We start from the raw sequence: 17517 nt of genomic DNA on the forward strand, positions 1-17517 counted from the left end.
TCTTCTCAGCCTCTGCCTGCTTTCAGAAAAATAAGGGAGGCGACAAGCTTGCTCACAAACTACTATCCAATGACCTATAGCTACTACCAAGGTAGTATCGAGGACAATCCCTACACGGCCAAATGGGGAATGGTCACCAAATTTTTAGACCTGAACGACGAGACCCTCACTCCATTTGAGGGGATGACCTTTGGGATCATCGGCTTTAAGAGCGACAAAGGAGTCTATATCAACAATGGGCGCGTAGGGGCGGTCGAGGGTCCTACAGCCATCCGTTCTCAAATTGCCAAACTTCCATGGCACTGGGGAACCAATGTAACGGTGTATGATGTGGGAAATATTGACGGGCCCAACCATTCACTAGAAGAACTCCAAGAAAGTCTCTCACAAGCGATCCAGCGCATGTACCAATTAGGGATCCAACCTATTGTCCTAGGAGGCGGTCACGGAACTGCTTACGGCCACTATCTAGGGATTCAATCCAGTTTGGAAAAAGATGAACAACTGGCTGTAATCAATCTGGATGCCCACTTTGATTTGCGTCCTTACGACCAAACCGGGCCCAACTCTGGAACAGGTTTTCGTCAAATGGCTGATCATGCGAAAGACAGGGGGCAGGACTTCCCTTATCTCATCCTTGGGATCCAAGAGCACAATAATAACCTCTTCCTCTTTAATTACGTTGCTAAAACACCAAGCATTGATTTCTTAACCGGGCAAGACCTCTTCCAGATGAGCCACCAAGCCATTCTGGATCGAATCGATCAATTTTTAGAAAACCAAACCGCGATCTATCTGTCTATCGATATGGATTGCTTTGCGGTCGGCTCTGCTCCTGGTGTTAGTGCCATCCAATCACTTGGTGTCGATCCAAAACTAGCCCTCCTGCTTCTCCAACACATTGCTGCCAGTGGCAAACTAGTCGGATTTGATGTCGTGGAAGTTTCTCCTCCTCATGACATTGACAACCATACTTCAAACCTTGCTGCGACCTTTATCTTTTACTTGACCCAAATATTGGCGCAACAAAAACTGAACTAAGAAGATTTCTACACACATAAAAAGCATAGAAACACTCATTGCTAGGGTATTTCTATGCTTTTTCTTCATTTTCAGCACAATGATCTTTGCCTGAAAGGAGAACAGACCGCTTAGCCTTCTCTTATGATTTAGGCAAGAGACACTACAGGTCTTTTAATTTCTTAAGAAACTGACGATCTCTATAGGGATTTAAGTGTTGCTCTGCCACCTTTTTGTAGTAATTCTTATCTTCTTTCAAGAAGGTGCTCAGGGCAGGATCGAGCTCTTCCCCCTTCTCCTTTTGATTAGATAAGAAAACTAATAGATAATGAACCATCCCCTTATCCCGTGAATTAGCAGATGGATTCATCGTCCTTTCTTTTCGAGCCAGATAATCCGCAACCTTCTCCTGATCCCCTTGCTGACAAGCAATTAAAGATTGGTAAAATTCGAGCAATTCTTCCTTCCAAGGGAAGCGAACACTGGACAAAATCTTCTGAGCTCTGTCAAAACAGCGGCGAGCTTGAATCAAATCTCCCTTCCAATAATAGGCGATACCAAGATCAATATCAAAGACAACACGGACGGAATCAACAGCTTGATCTCCTACCAAACGCAGAACCTCTTCTAAGTGGGTGACCGCTACTTGGAAATGGCCTCTAATTTGCTCGATTTCAGCGAGGTAGGCCAAAGAAGCCGCAATTTGAATGGCATACTTGGCCTGCATGCTATTGGTCAAACTAAAGCAATCAATAGAACGATACAGATGCCGGGTCGCCTGCTCCTCATCCCCAACCATCAGGTGATACAAGCCCTTCAAACGCAACTGGATCGCGATGACCTCATGATTATTAGCTTGGATGGCATCTTCCAAAGCCAAATCTGTATAATAGGCCATCTCAGGGATATTTTCAGTTTGAATGCAATAATAAATGATTTGCCGATAACCCTCTAAGAGGAAGTCGGATTGTTTGAGTTCCCGCGCAAAGGAGATGACTTTTTGGATATCATGTATGCCCTTTTGATACTCCCCACTTCGAATAAAATAGCGACCTTCTAGGTACAAGTAACGCAATTGTAAATACTTGTATTCTCTATCTCTTTGGTGCCTTGAAAAGAGGTTATCTAATTCTTGGCGTAGGCGAGATAGCTCTCCCAAAATGTCCAAATGGCTATTTGTACCGTCTGATAGGACCCCCTCATCTGCCTTGGAATAAATCGGAAACAGTTCATGCTCCAGTTGAAGAATTTCTTCTAAGTAGATCAACTCAAACGATAAGGAGCGCAAGAGATTTTGGGATTGCTTGTATTGGTAGGCAATTTCCTTATAAAGAAGAAGGTCCGTCGAATCTTCTAAAGTTTCTTCCAATTTTTGCGCAATTTGTTGATGGAAGAGCCGCCGTCTAGCTGGCGAAAGAAGATGGTAAAAGTACATGGCTACCAATTGCTTGCAAAATTGAACCGAGAGATCCTCCCCTTCTTCTACGATTGAGACGATTGCTCTTTCAGATAAAGGCTCGATTAATTCTGTCAAAACAGGAAGTTCAGTAGCTGTCAATTCCGCCAGGATGGACAGGGAGATCGGCTTATGAAAACAAGATAAGTAGTGAAGAAGGGCCTCTCCCTCACTGCTCATGTCCCCGAGTTCCTGAGAAAGATAAGCTTGAATGATATCCGGCAAGGGCTCTAAATTTTCATTTTCTTTCCACTCTTCGATATAGCTGGACAGCAAGAACGGACTGCCTTCACTCCATTCGACCATCTGCTCCATCACTGCCGGCTCTATTGCTCCCAGTTCCCCTTTCAAGAGAGCACGACTTTCACTAGGATCAAAATTGGTCAACTCTAGTTGAGACAAGCGTTTCTCTACCTTCAAGCTCCCCAAGAAGTTGACGAAGAAATCTAGTAGAGGCTCTTCAGCTGTAAAAATTAGTTGCCATTTCTCCTGGTTTCTTCTCTCCTCTAGTTGTTTCACTTTTTCTAGAGACACTGCATCGATCCACTGGGCGTTTTCAAGCAGAATCAGGAGCGGTTTTTCTTTGCTAAGGCCTTGAAGCTGATTCCATACAGAAAAGAGATCATTCTCCTCTTCCAGAAATGAAATCCCCATCTCATCCCCCAGTTTCTCTAGAGCTTGTCTGAGATCATTCCAGCTGCTTCCTTCGTAGCTCTGACTACTGGCTCTTCCTTCTACCTTAATAAAATTAAAACTACGATTGGACATCAAGACCAACTGCCGCAAGAGACGTTTCTTACCTGTTCCAGATTGCCCCATCACGAGAAAAGGACCTACCGCCTCACCCGTCTCGACTAAGGAAAGGTATTCCTCGAGTTGCGAGAGTTCTTGTTTCCGACCAAAGAAGGAAAGTTCACGGATATTCAAGCAATTGGTCAGTTTATGAGTTCGTTTGGCTTCCAAAACGGAGTGATAAAGTTCCTCAATCGCTCGACTGGGACGCACACTGAGCTCGCGATCCAATAAATCAACTAGCTTATAATAGGTCTCGAAAAATTTTCCTAGCTGGTGATGAAAGCTATAATACTCCATCAAGAGCTGGTAGTTTTTCTCTTCATATTCATCCAGCTCTACCAAATGATGGAGTAACCGTTCTATACTAGGATCTGCAAAACCGACCTGCTCAATTTTTTGATAGCAACTTTCGACATAGAGCTTCCTATAAGCATCTCGTTTGCGAGAAGCCCACTGATCAAAGTCTTCATCATCCTTGACATAGAAGCCCTCTAAAAAGTCTCCCCGATAAAGATCCAAGGCACTTAGTGGATCTCTTTCAAAAAGCTGAACATCCAAAGAAAGACTCAAGTCGGGATTAAGGGCCAAACTGCTCCGACTTGGAGAGACAATGATATCTCCTTCAAAGATTTTATTGGCTTGGTAAACCGTATTCCGTAAGTTTTTGCGAGCTACTTGGTTTTCCTTATCTCCCCAAAGAATACCAGCGATTTCATCGCGGTTGACCTGGCCCATGACTGCCAAGTAATAAAGCAAGGCCTCCATCTTTGAGAAAGAAAATCGAATATCTTTCTGATTGAAAACAACCTTAGGGGGTCCAAATAACTTTAACGTGAGATCTTTCTTCATTGCAAGCGCCTCCAAAAACTTCATATTAATACTATAAAAAAAAAGTTGGCTTTTAGCAAGTGATTTATCCAAATAAAAAGAGACTGAGAACGATTCTTTCTCAATCTCTACACTTCCTACTAAAAGTGTTGATTAATTCCCTTCAAGATTCGGTTGATGAGCAAATAAAGCCTTTGTTGCTTGGTAGACGTGGTAAGCGACATCTTCATTGTTCATGGTGTAAAGATGGACACCTGCCACATCTTGCGTGACCAAATCAACGATTTGATCGACTGCATAAGCCAAGCCAGCTGCGCGAAGAGACTTTGGATCATGCTCATACTTGTCTAGAATCGCTTTAAACTTCCGTGGGATATGAACATTTTCACAAGTCTTAAGGAGACGAAGGGCCTGATTGCGATTGAGAATCGGCATCACTCCTGCATGAATAGGAACATTGATCCCAGCTAAAGTACACTTATCTTGAAAATCATAGAAACGCTCATTGTCAAAGAAAAGTTGAGTGACCAAACTAGAGCACCCTGCATCTACCTTCTTTTTAAGATTTTGAATATCTGAAATTTGGTTCGGAGAATCTGGGTGTCCCTCAGGATAGCAAGCACCAATCACCTCAAAATGAGGAGCTTCTGTTTTAATAAATTCAATCAGATCCGTTGCATAACGAAAGTCTTTTAAAGGTTCCACACCAGGGATAATATCCCCACGCAGAGCTAAAATCCGATGAACCCCCACTTCATCTAACTCATGAAGAGTATCGGCCACTTTTTCCTTGCTCAAATAGACGGCTGGCAAGTGAGCAATCGTCGGAATAGACAATTCATTTTGAATGTAATTGGCTAAAGCAACCGTCGTCTCTTTGATATTGTATTTATTATTGCTAGCAGTCACACTAATAAAGTGAGGAGCTAGCTCCTGCATATTTGCCAAGGCACGTAAGAGCTTGGCATTGCCTACTTCAGGATTTGGAGGAAAAACTTCAAATGACAGAGACGGTGTGTGTTGTGACATATTCTATCCTTTTCTTTTGTTTCGTTGATCAAGAACTCTGAGCCACTATTTCTAGGATAAGGGATGAGTCGAAAACCCTCTACACGATGATAGAAGGTCCTCGAAGCATTTCTTACAAGTGTTCACGCGCTTCTTTAGCGGCATTAACCAGCTTGATCAAGCTTTCTTTTGTTTCTTTAATTCCGCGAGTCTTCAAACCACAGTCAGGGTTGATCCAAACTTTGCCACTTGGTACTTTGGCCAAGATTGCTTCGATAGTGTGATCAATTTCACCGTCTTGTGGGACACGTGGTGAGTGGATATCGTAAACCCCAGGTCCAACTTCTGTTTGGAAGTTTTTCGCTTTCAACTCATCCAAGATTTCAAGGTTTGAACGGCTTGCCTCAAATGAGATAACGTCTGCATCCAAGTTGTCGATAGCTGGGATGATATCTGTAAATTCTGAGTAACACATGTGCGTGTGGATTTGTGTATCTGGTGCGACAGTTGAGTGTACCAAACGGAAGGCTGGAATCGCCCAGTCAAGGTAGTCTTCGTACCAGTCGCTACGACGGAGTGGCAATTTTTCACGAAGAGCAGCCTCGTCGATTTGGATGATTTTCACACCTGCAGCTTCAAGGTCAAGAACTTCATCCTTGATTGCAAGAGCGATTTGAAGAGTTGAATCCTTGATAGAGATGTCTTCACGTGGGAATGACCAGTTAAGGATGGTAACAGGACCAGTCAACATACCTTTAACAGGTTTGTCAGTACGGCTTTGTGCGTAGCTAGACCATTTCACAGTGATAGGGTTGAGACGAGTCACATCACCCCAGATGATTGGTGGTTTAACTCCACGCATACCGTATGATTGTACCCAACCGTTCTTAGAGAAGAGGTAACCTGACAAGTTTTGACCGAAGTACTCAACCATGTCGTTACGCTCGAATTCACCGTGAACAAGCACATCAAATCCAACTTCTTCTTGCCATTTGATCCATTCGTCAATCGTTTCAGCAAGGAAGGCATCGTATTCTTCTTGTGACAATTCACCCTTACGGAAGGCCAAACGTTTAGCACGAACTTCCTTAGTTTGAGGGAATGAACCGATGGTAGTTGTTGGAAGCGCTGGAAGCTTGAAGGCTTCTTTTTGGATTTCTTCCCGTTCTGCGAAAGCTGGCAAACGAGTGTAGTCTGCTTCTGTCAAAGCTGCGATGCGAGCATGAAGTTCAGCATTTGCTCCGACACGTTCAGTTGCAAAGAGTTCTTTGTTGGCAGCAAGAGCTTCTGCACCTTGACCGTTACGGATGGCATCCAAGTCACGCAATTCACCCAATTTTTCAACCGCAAAGGCGAAATGGTTCAAAATAGCTGGTTCAAAATCTTCATTAGCAGTTGTAAATGGCACATGAAGAAGGGAGCAAGAAGTCGTCAAGACAACCTTTTCAGCTGGAACTTGATCCAAGATTTCCAAGCTCTTTTCATAGTTGTTGCGCCAGATGTTTTTCCCATTCACAATACCAGCATAAAGGGTCTTATCAGCTGGGAAGCCACCTTTCACCAATTCAAGCGTTTTCTTCCCTTCAACAAAGTCAAGACCGATACCATCTACTGGCAAGTTTACAAGGTCATTGTAGACATCACGAACATCACCAAAGTAGGTTTGGATCAAGACTTCAAGGCCTTTCTTGTCAGCCAAGAGTTTGTTGTAGAGATTCAAGAAAAGAGCTTTTTCTTCAGCTGACAAATCTTTGATAAGGGCTGGCTCATCGAGTTGAATACGAGTCGCACCAAGCTCAGCCAATTTGGCAAAGACTTCTTGGTAAGCAGCAACCAAGCTGTCGACGAAGTCTTCAGCTTTCACACCATCTTCAAAGTCAGATAATTGAAGGAAAGTGAAGGGTCCAACCACTACTGGACGAGTGTTGATCCCCAATTCTTTGGCTTCTTGGTACTCATCAAAAATCTTGTGACCAGCCAATTTCACTTCTGTTGTTTTTTCAAATTTAGGAACGATGTAATGGTAGTTGGTGTTGAACCATTTTTTCATTGGAAGGGCACGAACATCCCCTTTTTCACCTTGGTAACCACGAGCCAATGCGAAGTATTGTTCAAGGTCTGTCAAATCCAAGTTTTGAACAGATGCAGGCACAACGTTGAAAAGGAAGGCTGCATCAAGGAAATTGTCGTAGTGTGAGAAGTCATTTGAAGGAATCTCTGAGATGCCTTGTTCTTTAACAATGTTCCAGTGTTTAGCACGCAAGTCTTTAGCAGCTGCCAAGAGCTCGTCTGCTGAGATTTCTTTTCTAAAGTATTTTTCAGTTGTAAATTTTAATTCACGGAATTCACCCAAACGTGGGAAACCGATAATTGTAGTTGACATGTTGTGTCCTCCAAAAATTCTAATTGACACTATCATATCAGAAGATAGGAGTCTTGTATAATTGCTTTTACACGAATTTTGATATAGCCAAAAACTATAACACAGATTTAATGGGCCTTGAGACCAGAGATCAAAAGCAAAAACTAGGACTTCTTATAAAGATTTCCTATAGCCCAAGCATCCCCCAAACCATTTTTGAGCGGATTTTGAGCGGATTCTGCTAGAAGAACAGCCCCAAAAAAGCAAAACAGGCCTTTTCTACTGAGAAAGACCTGCTTCTACGAGGCTGGGACAAAATTCCTAGCCTCTCAATTGTTTTTGGATTGTCGAGCAAGACGCAGTGGTTGAGTGGGCTCTACTACGCTGATTTCATCAGCTTTTACAGCCCTACTCAACTGTGCGGAGGTGGGACAACGAAATCGAATTCTAACGAATTACCGATTTCTGTCCCACTCTCTTTTTCTTACCATCATTAGGCAAACTTGACACAGAAAGCATCCCAAGGGGCCAACTTGCCTGATTCGAGGACTTGTTCTACCTTGGTATTGGCAATGAGAACCTCTTCAACCCCATTGACAAGCGGTAAGTCTTGCTCTTGGCTTGAAAGATTGACAACAACCAAATAGGCTTGGTCTCCTTCTACCCGCTTGTAAGCAAAAACCTTGTCTACTGCGTCCACCAATTCATAATCAGCCGTCACAAGCCAAGGATGCTCTTTTCTCAAGGCCACCAGAGCTTGGTAGGTATAGAAAATGGAGTCTGGATCTGCTAAGGCAGCCTCAACATTGATCTCTTTGTAGTTTGGGTTGACCGCAAGCCATGGTTGACCTGTCGTAAAGCCAGCTTCTGCTTCATCATTCCACTGCATCGGTGTCCGTGCATTGTCCCGACCAATATGGCGGATCTGATCCATGATCACTTCGAGTGGTACTCCTTTTTCCAAGGCTTCATGGGCATAGTTGATTGACTCGATATCTTCCACATCCTCAAGGGTCTTAAATGGATAATTGGTCATCCCAATTTCTTCCCCTTGATAGATATACGGAGTTCCCTTCATCAAGTGAAGCAGAATAGCCAAAGCCTTGGCAGATTTGACACGGTAGTCGCCATCATCCCCCCAAGTTGACACAATCCGTGGGAGATCGTGGTTGTTCCAAAAGAGGGAATTCCAGCCTTCGTCTTTTCCTAATTCCGTCTGCCACTTGGTGAAAATTTCTTTCAATTTTGGCACATCCAATTCTTTAGCGTAGTGCCATTTTGGTTGACCCGTTTGGTATTGAAGACCAATGTGTTCAAATTGGAAGACCATGGACAATTCTTGATTTTTTGGATTGGAATATTGCTTAGCAATCTCTGGAGTCGCTCCCCAAGTTTCTCCCACGGTGAGCAGATCCTTATCGCCAAAGGTAGCTTGATTCATTTCCTTCAAATAAGGATGGAGCATGGGACCATTGCTGATGATTTCCTGATCTGGGATCTTACCGATCATATCGATGACATCCATACGGAAGCCACCAATTCCCTTGTCAATCCAGAAATTCATCATGTCATAGATCTGATGACGAAGCTCCTCGTTTTCCCAGTTGAGGTCTGGTTGCTTCTTACTGAAGTTATGCAGGTAGTATTGGCCTGATCCTTCATCAAATTCCCAAGCAGAGCCACTAAAAGCAGAGATAATACCATTGGGCTCATCCCGCCAAATATAGAAATCCCGCTTTGGACTGTCTGGATTTTCACGTGCTTCGATAAACCAAGCATGCTCATCAGAGGTATGGTTGACCACCAAGTCCATAATGATTTTGATCTTGCGTTTATGGCCTTCTGCGATCAATTCTTCCATATCTTCCATGCTACCAAAGATGGAGGCAATATCCTCGTAATCCGAGATGTCATAGCCGTTATCATCCATGGGACTCTTGTAGACTGGTGAGAGCCAGATCGCTGTAATCCCTAATTTTTCCAAGTAGTCTAGCTTGCTCGTGATCCCCTTGAGATCCCCGATGCCATCGCCATTACTATCCTTGAAACTCTTTGGATAAACTTGGTAAATTACGGCATTATGCCACCATTTTTGTTCCATTTTTTCTTCTCCTTTATGATTGTGAAATCACTTTCATCATACAAAAATAGGGGTGAAATTGCAAGAATTTACAAGTCTTCATTCTCTTCACTGGAATAAATCACTTCAAAGAGACGTTGACGTAAACCTTCCTCTAAAGGCGTGATGGTCTTCATCAACTGTTTCCAATCCTTGGCTGTTGAACAAGCCGCAAATAATTCATTCTTCCTATCGTAGGCCAGGTTGGCAGATTTCAAGAGCTCAAACATCCGATCTTCTTTTGCGGTAGGACGCGAGTGCAGCTCACCCATCGCAATCTCCTGACTGTGATTGTCCACTAAGATAGGGGCTGTCTCTAAGGTATGGAGGAAGAACCGGTGCTGTCTCTTTTCCGGAAGCAGCGTTAGATCACCTGTTAAATCCAGCTTAATCTTTCTTTCATCCCAATTGATAGTTAGGCGGGTTTCAACCCTGTTATCTCCTTCTCCTTCAACGAGTACGAAGGAACGATTGTCACCTGGGAAAAGATGCCAGTCCAGCATTTCTGGGAGCTCTACCCCTGTCTGCGGTTGTGCATCCATAGGGATGATGGCTCCTGCACGTGCAAAGACTGGAATATCCTGGCTGGTCCTAAAGACCGTGAGCTTGCCTCTTCCTTCATACTTCCAATCATGGAAGAAATCATACCAAACTCCGTCTGGGAACCAAACACTCACAGAAGCACTATGATAGACAGGATCCAGAGCCTCTGTAATTGGGGACACCATGAGTTCACTACCAAAGAAATATTGATTTTTAGCCTCATAAGCATCTTCTTCGTTTGGGTAATGGTAATAGAGGGGCTGAACCAAAGGCAGTCCTTCTTCATGCGTCGCCACATTCATGGTGTAAAGATAAGGCAGTAAGCTGTGACGCAGGCGCAAATACTGCTTCATCCAGCGACAGGTCTCAGGCGAGTAAAACCACGGTTCCTTGCTGTTAAAGGCATTACAAGAACTATGGAGACGATTGATCGGGCTAAAGACCCCAAATTGCAACCAGCGAAGAGCCAAGTCTTCATCATAGTAACCCCGCATATGGCCACCAATATCGTGACTCCACCACGTATAACCGATATTTGAAGCTGTGCTGGTAAAATAGGGTTGAAAGTCTAGGGATTCCCAAGTCACAATGGTATCCCCTGAAAAACCGATCGGATACCGGTGGCTACCAGGACCCCCATAACGCGATAAGATGAGATCAGCTTGGCCTTTTCGGCAATTGTCTAGATAATGATAGTGATTTAACAACCAAAGGGGATCCATCTTGCCATGACTTCCCTGTTGCCAATCAATCCACCAAAAGTCGACTCCTTGATTTTCCAAGGGATGGTGGACAGCTTCGAAATAAGCTTCGCGAAAGGCTGGACTGTAAAAGTCAAAGCTAGCCGCTTCTTCTTTTTCCGCATCTAATCCCAAGCGTTTTGCGACCATGGGGTAAGCATCTTCGAAGGCGCGAATTCCATCTGCTGGATGGACATTTAAGGTCACCTTTAAACCACGCTCATGAAGACCATGTAAGAAGGCAGCCGGATCAGGAATCAAGTCCCGGTTCCAACTATAGCCCGTCCAACCACTTCCAAAGCGAGCAGGAATTGCTGTCTTGTGCCAGTCCATATCGATCACACTGACAGCTAAAGGCACCCCTTCTGCTTTGAAACGATCCATCAAATCTGTGTACTCCTGACTGGTATAAGGCCAATACCGACTCCACCAGTTTCCCAGAGCATAACGTGGCAAGAGGGGTGGTTGTCCCGTCAGATGGTAAAAATCTTTCAAGGCCCCTAGATAATCGCGCCCATAACCGAAGAAATACAGATCCACTTCTGGACATGGCCGTGCTCTAAATCCGCTTTCGACATCATACAAGTAGGAACTGGAATCGTCCAAAAGAGCATAACCGGCCTTGCTCAAGATCCCATCTTCCAACTCCATAGCTCCATCGACCTCGTCAAGCGTCCGACTGGTCCCTTTCAAGGTCTCAGGCTGATCTCCATAGTGCCACCGGCTACCATAGACTGCATACTGACCCTTGAGCTCGATAAAAAGCCGATCCGGTGTAAAAGGTCCCTTTTCAAAATGAAGGTGGAGATGCTCCGTATGCAGATCGAGGACCTCTTCTGTCTCTACGACCTCACAGGCAACAGGTCCAAAATCACGATTTTGCACAACTTGCGTCTGACCATCTTCAAAAACACCATCCTCTGAGTATTCCAAGCGCACCAAAGATTCCGTTAATACGGAGATTCGGTAGTTCTCTCCCTGTATCACTGATCCTGCCATTTGTCGTTCCTCCGCTTTTTATCTGCTTCGCCTCACCATGTAAGCGTTTACGTTTTTACTATAGCACTCAAAAAAAGGCCTGTCAACACTTGACAGAGCCTTTCCTAAAATTTTATAAGATCAACTTTCCCAATTGATCAAGAGATACATGAGACTCGAGCCAAACATATCTGCCAAGGCATGCATGAGGAAAAATGGCAAGAGATTCTTGACGACCTTCTTGTACATGAAGTAATAAAAGAGTCCATAAATGACGCCAATCACAAGGGCCCAGAGAAGCCCCTGATAGGTGTGGAAAGAAAAGCGGATCAGGGTTGAAAAGGCCAACGCCTTCCACTTGTTCTTCTCACTCACCGAAGTCATTAAACCCAAAAAGAAAAATTCTTCATAAAATCCATTGAGCAAACCATAAGCAATCGCCATGGGACTCAAAGCCATGAACTTATGGAGGATCTGCATGGGATCGATATAAGGCCAAAGACTTGGACTTAGGTAATTGTATTCACCCGAAACCGTTGAGATTACATCCCCAAAAAGTCCCATCGCTGCAAAGAGCAGGGGTACCCAGATCAAGGTGGACCACTTAAAGCGGATCGGCAATTGTTTAAAATCAAAGCGACGAAGCAGCAAGTAAAGAAGGGCTAGAGCCAGCAAGATCAACTGCAAGGTCATATTGCTGGAATAAGCAGCTCCTTCACTTGCAGTATTGCTACTGCTTGTGGCTACTGCAGTCTGCGCGACTGGCTGAAAACTGGCTAAAAACAGCTGGGTCGAGCGGACAATGAATTGCCCAAAAAGAATGGCCGTCACAATACCGATATCAAACCATTTGAGCTCTTTTAAGGGCTGTTTGGGTCGTATTCTGTTAAAAAAAGTCATCTTTCATCCTTCTATTCCCACAATGGAAGTATTTTTGTTTCTCTTACTTTAGCAATCATTGCTTAAAGAAGAGTTAACCTAGAGAAAAAAACGACCTTTCGGCCGTTTTATTTTATATTGAAGACAACGTCATCTTAAAAACTTTCCTTAGGTGAGGACGGACGTCAGCGAACTTCTTTGAAGTTCCATGACTTAGTTTTGAGCCTCTTCGCTTTTTAATTTATAGTCTCAAAACTCCCGAGTGTTTGAAACAATCATGTTTCAAACACTTTTCTCACAGCGGAAAGTTTCAGTATATTGTTGATTCATTTTAAAAATTAAAAATCATTTTTCTGCAGAATCACTTAACCTATTTTATTTAAAAAATAGGTTATCAACATTCTGAAACAACTTTTTGGCCGTTTCCATTACACTATTAGTCTAATAAATCTTGGATTCTATCCAAATATTGGTTGTCTGTCACTGCCATCACGCGTACCTCAGCTGGCCATACAAAATCTGGTCCCAACTGGCTCCGCAGGGGCTGGTCTTCTCCATCTCGATAGCCGATGATATTGAGTTGATATTGGTCTCTGATTTCCAAGTCTCGGATACTTTTTCCTACCCAGCTAGCTGGAACCGTAAACTCGACCACCACCACTTCTTCATCCAACTGGAAAACTTCAATCCGGTGTTGGAAAAGAATCATTTTAGCGAGGGACATGCCTGCTTCTACCTCCGGCAGGATAACCAGATCAGCCCCAATCTTTTCCAGAACTTCCTTGGTCACTTCATTTTTGACCTTGGCAATGACGTGCTCGACTCCAAGCGCCTTACAGTGCATGACAGCCAGCACACTTGATTCCAGATTTTCACCTGTTGCGATGACAACTGTGTCACAGTTCCCAATATCTGCCGCATCCAGGAGGTCCATTTCCGTAATGTCTCCAACAATTCCAGTTGTAATCATAGATTCATACTGGTTGATCACATCTTCATGATCGTCAATTGCAATGATATCCACATCCTGGTCCTGTAGAGTTTTTAAGACACTCTGTCCAAAAATCCCTAATCCCAGAATTCCAATGGTTCGATTTGCCATAAGTCTCTCCTATCCGATAATGATGTCTGCCTTGGCATATTGCAAGGCATCTGCCTTTTTGGCTTTGTAATTGTTCAAGCTGACCATAAGGGTCAAGGGGCCGATCCGACCGATAAACATGAGCACCATGATAATCCCCAGCCCTGCTCCATTTAAGGTTGAGGTCACATTGGCCGTCACACCCACTGTCGCTAAAGCCGATACCACTTCGAAGACCAGGTACAGAAAACGTTGACCATCCGGCGTCACAAGACAAAGGCCAAAGAGACCCAGGATAAAGGTCAACTGGAAAATCACTGCCGTGCCAAAAGAACGTTGGACCAAGTCTGGTGCGATGGTTCGTTTGCCTAGGTTGGTATGTGGCAACCCGAGTAATTCCTTGCGAGCTAAGAGGATCAAGACCAAGAAGGTGGTGATCTTCATCCCTCCTGCTGTCCCACCTGGTGCCCCACCTAGGAACATCTGGAGGATATAGACAAAGAGCGTTACTGGTCGGACTGCAGTATAATCCAGTGAGGCAAAGCCAGCTGTCCGCATGCTGACAGTTTGAAAGAAGCTGACCAAAATCTTCTCTCCCAATGGAAGGGACCCAATGGTTGCTGGATTATCAAACTCTGTCAAGAGACTGGTTACTGTCCCAAAAAGAAGGATAGCAGCCGTCAACCAGAGAACCACCTTGGTATGAAAGCGAAGAGTCCGGCGTCCAGATTGGTTGCGGGCCTTGGTGGCTAGGTCAAACCAGACCATGAAACCCAAGCCCCCAGTAATGATCAGAGCAGATAAGGTCAGATTGACCAACCAATCGGTCTGGAAACTCATCATACTATCGCCCCCAAAATTATCAAAGCCCGCATTACAAAAGGCGGAAACTGCGACAAAGATGGAGTTAAAGATCCCATGGCCCCAGCCAAAGCGAGGAATAAATCGAGTCATGAGGAGCAAGGCCCCCAGTCCTTCGATGGTAAAGGTGGTAATAAAGATGGAGCGGACAAAACGGGTCAAGCTTTGGTTATTGCTAAAACTAAAGCTATCCCGAATGGTCTGCCGGTCCTTGAAACTGAGCTTTTGGCGACTTTCCATAAAGAAGAGACCAATAAAGGTCAAAATCCCTAGGCCCCCAATCTGAATCAAGAGCATACAAATCAATTGCCCCCAGCCATTATAGGTCGAAGCCACCGACTGGGTAAAGAGTCCTGTCACACAGACCATGGAGACCGCGGTAAAAAGGTGGTCGATGTAGCCTGCTGTTGAGCTTACTTGCTGGACAAAGGGCAAACTCAGTAAAAGCGAGCCCATCAGGATAACCAAGGCAAAGCTGAGAAAGATCCGCCTTGCTGGAGACAAGCGAGTCAGCTTGGCCCGCCATTGTTTAAAAAATAATTTGACTAACATAGCTTCATTGTATCATAAAAAGAGAAAAGACTTATAAGTGATGAACCATCTCTAGGCACAATTCTAAGGCCTTCTCGAATGCTTCAGAGCCCCAGTCACGCTGGTCATAATTTTCCAGGTCTGCAAGAGAATCTGCGGTAAAGAGGAGCAAGCCCCAAATCGCCCCACGAAGTTGGGCCACTGCAGCAAGTGAAGCACACTCCATCTCCACCACACTACACCCTTCTTCAATCCGATAGGCCACCTTGTCAGGCGTTTCCCTATAAAAACCGTCGGTCGACCAGGTCATGACCTCTTGATAAGGAATGGACGCTTGTTTGAGAACTGTTTCAATAGCAGTCAGGGCACGGCTGTCCACCTCTATATAACGGGAGGGCGCGACATAATGGTAACTGGCTCCCTCATCTCGCAAGGCCTTGGTCGGGATTAAAAAAGCATTTTCTTCTATGTCCACCAAGACCCCACAGCTACCCGCGGAAATGATCTTCTTCACTCCATAGCCAATCAACCAATCCATGAATTGCGCAGCAGCTGCAGATCCAACTGGCGCCTGGGCCAAGCAGATCTCCTCTCCTTTGTACTCCATAACATAGACCGGATAGACCTTGGTAGCTGAGACAAAGCTAGCTACTTGTTTGGCTCCAACAGCTTCCGCAAAGCGATCAATCTCATCTTCCAAGAAAGCATAAACACATTTTTCAGGTAGGTGCAGGTCTAACCCCTCGTGGGTCGGCATAATGACTGCCTGTGGATTGTCATCAAACTCTAAAATGGGTATTTCATGTCGATGGATCATTCCTTCTCCTTTTTGACGGGTATTTCTTTAATGACACGGGCTGGATTTCCTGCAAGGACCACATTGTCTCCAAAAGACTTGGTGACCACTGCTCCTGCGCCGGCAACCACATTGTCACCCAGCGTCACACCAGGAAGGATGGTGACCCCTCCTCCTGCCCAGAAATTGTCCCCTATCGTAATCGGAGCTCCGTACTCAAGACCCGAGTTGCGCTCATCTGGATCCAGCGGGTGTAAGGGGGTCAAAAATTGGCAATTGGGACCAATCATGGCATTCTTTCCGATCGTAATGGGACAAATATCCAACATGGTCAAATTATAATTGGCATAGAAATTTTCTCCTATATGGATGTTGACCCCATAATCCACAAGAACTTGACGATTGAGATAGAGGTTTTCACCAGTAGAGCCAAACCACTCTTTGATGATGACCGCCCCTTTTTTAGGGTCTACTTCTTGGTTAAAGGCTTCCTGCTTCTCCCGAGAAGCTTTGGCTAAAGCCCGTAATTCAGGGTCCGCAGGTCTATAATAATCACCTGCAATCATTTTTTCATATTCACTGGCCATAAGGAAACCTCCACGTTATTTTGACATATTATAGCAGAATTCCCCCTTTAAAACAAACGTCAGAAATAAGGTTTTATAAGAAAAAGATCACAAACACTTAAATATACTTAATAAAACTTGCATCCGCTTGCAAAACGATGTACAATAAAGGCAAGAACAGCAATAAGGAGCGAATTCATGTACCAGGAACAACGGCTCGAAAAAATCCTAGAACTTTTAGAAGAGCGAAAACAGCTATCCGCTAAAGAAATGGTCGATTATTTCAAGGTCTCAAAAGATACTATCCGCAGAGACTTTGCCCTTCTGAGCCAACGCCAGCTAGTCCGTAGGACCCATGGTGGGCTTCTCCCCTTAAACAAAGAACCTGGCCCTTCTTATCTAGACCGTAGTCAAAAGGCTAACAAGGAAAAGACTACCATGGCTCAAAAGGCCCTGCAATTGATCCAAGATGGACAAGTGATCTTTCTCGATGTTTCCACCTCGATGACCCTGCTTGCTGGCATGCTGAATAAGGAAGTTACGGTCTATTCGCATTCCCTTGACAATGCCATCCAGCTCAGTAGTCATTCCCAGGTTGATTTCCATCTCTTGGGCGGGAAATTCTACCCTAAAAACCGCTTCTACTATGACGCGAATCAAGCACACATACTGGACAATCTTCGCTTTGATCTTGCTTTTTTTGGAGCGAGTAGCTTAGCCAATGGCGAAGTCACCTTTGAGGATGCTGAAGACGTTGCAGTCAAGTCTCTCGTTTTTGAACGGACTCGTACCAAGGTGTTGATAGCAGAATGTGCCAAGTTCCACCAACATGCTAACTACTATCTCGCTCGTCTCAAGCAATTTGACTATTGGATTACCGATCAAAAACCAAGCCCTGAAATCCTTAAACAAATCAGCAGTGAAACCACTATTCTCTATTAGGAGGTCCCCATT

General features: G+C 44.5%; 12 protein-coding genes. 2 read left to right on the forward strand and 10 right to left on the reverse strand.

What is annotated here, in order from left to right:
• Window positions 1-48 precede the first annotated feature (48 nt).
• A complete protein-coding gene (gene hutG, locus PCY07_RS06075) occupies window positions 49-1041 on the forward strand; it encodes a formimidoylglutamase (RefSeq protein ID WP_014713826.1) in 993 nt (330 codons plus the stop codon).
• Between the two features lie 142 nt (window positions 1042-1183).
• Here hutG and PCY07_RS06080 read toward each other — a convergent pair whose 3' ends face one another.
• The 10 genes from PCY07_RS06080 to PCY07_RS06125 form a co-directional block, all read right to left on the reverse strand.
• A complete protein-coding gene (locus PCY07_RS06080; RefSeq protein WP_301355913.1) occupies window positions 1184-4120 on the reverse strand; it encodes an AAA family ATPase in 2937 nt (978 codons plus the stop codon).
• A 132-nt stretch (window positions 4121-4252) separates the two neighbouring features.
• On the reverse strand, window positions 4253-5128 hold the full coding sequence (metF, locus tag PCY07_RS06085; protein WP_061604487.1) for a methylenetetrahydrofolate reductase [NAD(P)H]: 876 nt from the start codon (window positions 5126-5128) through the stop codon (window positions 4253-4255).
• A gap of 112 nt (window positions 5129-5240) precedes the next feature.
• Entirely contained in the window at window positions 5241-7490 is a 2250-nt protein-coding gene (metE, locus tag PCY07_RS06090) for a 5-methyltetrahydropteroyltriglutamate--homocysteine S-methyltransferase (protein ID WP_301355911.1), read from the reverse strand.
• A 472-nt stretch (window positions 7491-7962) separates the two neighbouring features.
• Window positions 7963-9570, reverse strand: a complete 1608-nt coding sequence (locus PCY07_RS06095) for an alpha-glucosidase (protein WP_301355909.1) — start codon at window positions 9568-9570, stop codon at window positions 7963-7965.
• Window positions 9571-9638: 68 nt separating this feature from the next.
• The gene (locus PCY07_RS06100) at window positions 9639-11870 is read right to left on the reverse strand and encodes a TIM-barrel domain-containing protein (protein WP_301355907.1); all 2232 of its coding nucleotides are present in this window, start codon (window positions 11868-11870) and stop codon (window positions 9639-9641) included.
• Between the two features lie 120 nt (window positions 11871-11990).
• Complete coding sequence (locus PCY07_RS06105; protein ID WP_301355906.1) at window positions 11991-12749, reverse strand: CPBP family intramembrane glutamic endopeptidase; 759 nt, start codon at window positions 12747-12749, stop codon at window positions 11991-11993.
• A 415-nt stretch (window positions 12750-13164) separates the two neighbouring features.
• On the reverse strand, window positions 13165-13830 hold the full coding sequence (locus PCY07_RS06110; protein ID WP_301355904.1) for a TrkA family potassium uptake protein: 666 nt from the start codon (window positions 13828-13830) through the stop codon (window positions 13165-13167).
• 9 nt (window positions 13831-13839) lie between these two features.
• Window positions 13840-15222, reverse strand: coding sequence for a TrkH family potassium uptake protein (locus PCY07_RS06115; protein WP_061604492.1), 1383 nt, complete (start codon window positions 15220-15222; stop codon window positions 13840-13842).
• Between the two features lie 31 nt (window positions 15223-15253).
• Window positions 15254-16018, reverse strand: a complete 765-nt coding sequence (locus PCY07_RS06120; protein ID WP_061604493.1) for a nucleoside phosphorylase — start codon at window positions 16016-16018, stop codon at window positions 15254-15256.
• A complete protein-coding gene (locus PCY07_RS06125) occupies window positions 16015-16584 on the reverse strand; it encodes a sugar O-acetyltransferase (protein WP_301356342.1) in 570 nt (189 codons plus the stop codon). The genes PCY07_RS06120 and PCY07_RS06125 overlap by 4 nt, the downstream gene beginning before the upstream one ends.
• A 177-nt stretch (window positions 16585-16761) precedes the next feature.
• On the opposite strand from PCY07_RS06125, the gene PCY07_RS06130 reads away from it, so the two are divergent.
• Window positions 16762-17505: a DeoR/GlpR family DNA-binding transcription regulator gene (locus tag PCY07_RS06130; RefSeq protein WP_301356340.1), complete on the forward strand. Its 744-nt coding sequence runs from the start codon at window positions 16762-16764 to the stop codon at window positions 17503-17505.
• Window positions 17506-17517 lie beyond the last annotated feature (12 nt).

Source organism: Streptococcus sp. SP1, from assembly GCF_030440005.1.
Taxonomy (GTDB): domain Bacteria; phylum Bacillota; class Bacilli; order Lactobacillales; family Streptococcaceae; genus Streptococcus; species Streptococcus parasanguinis.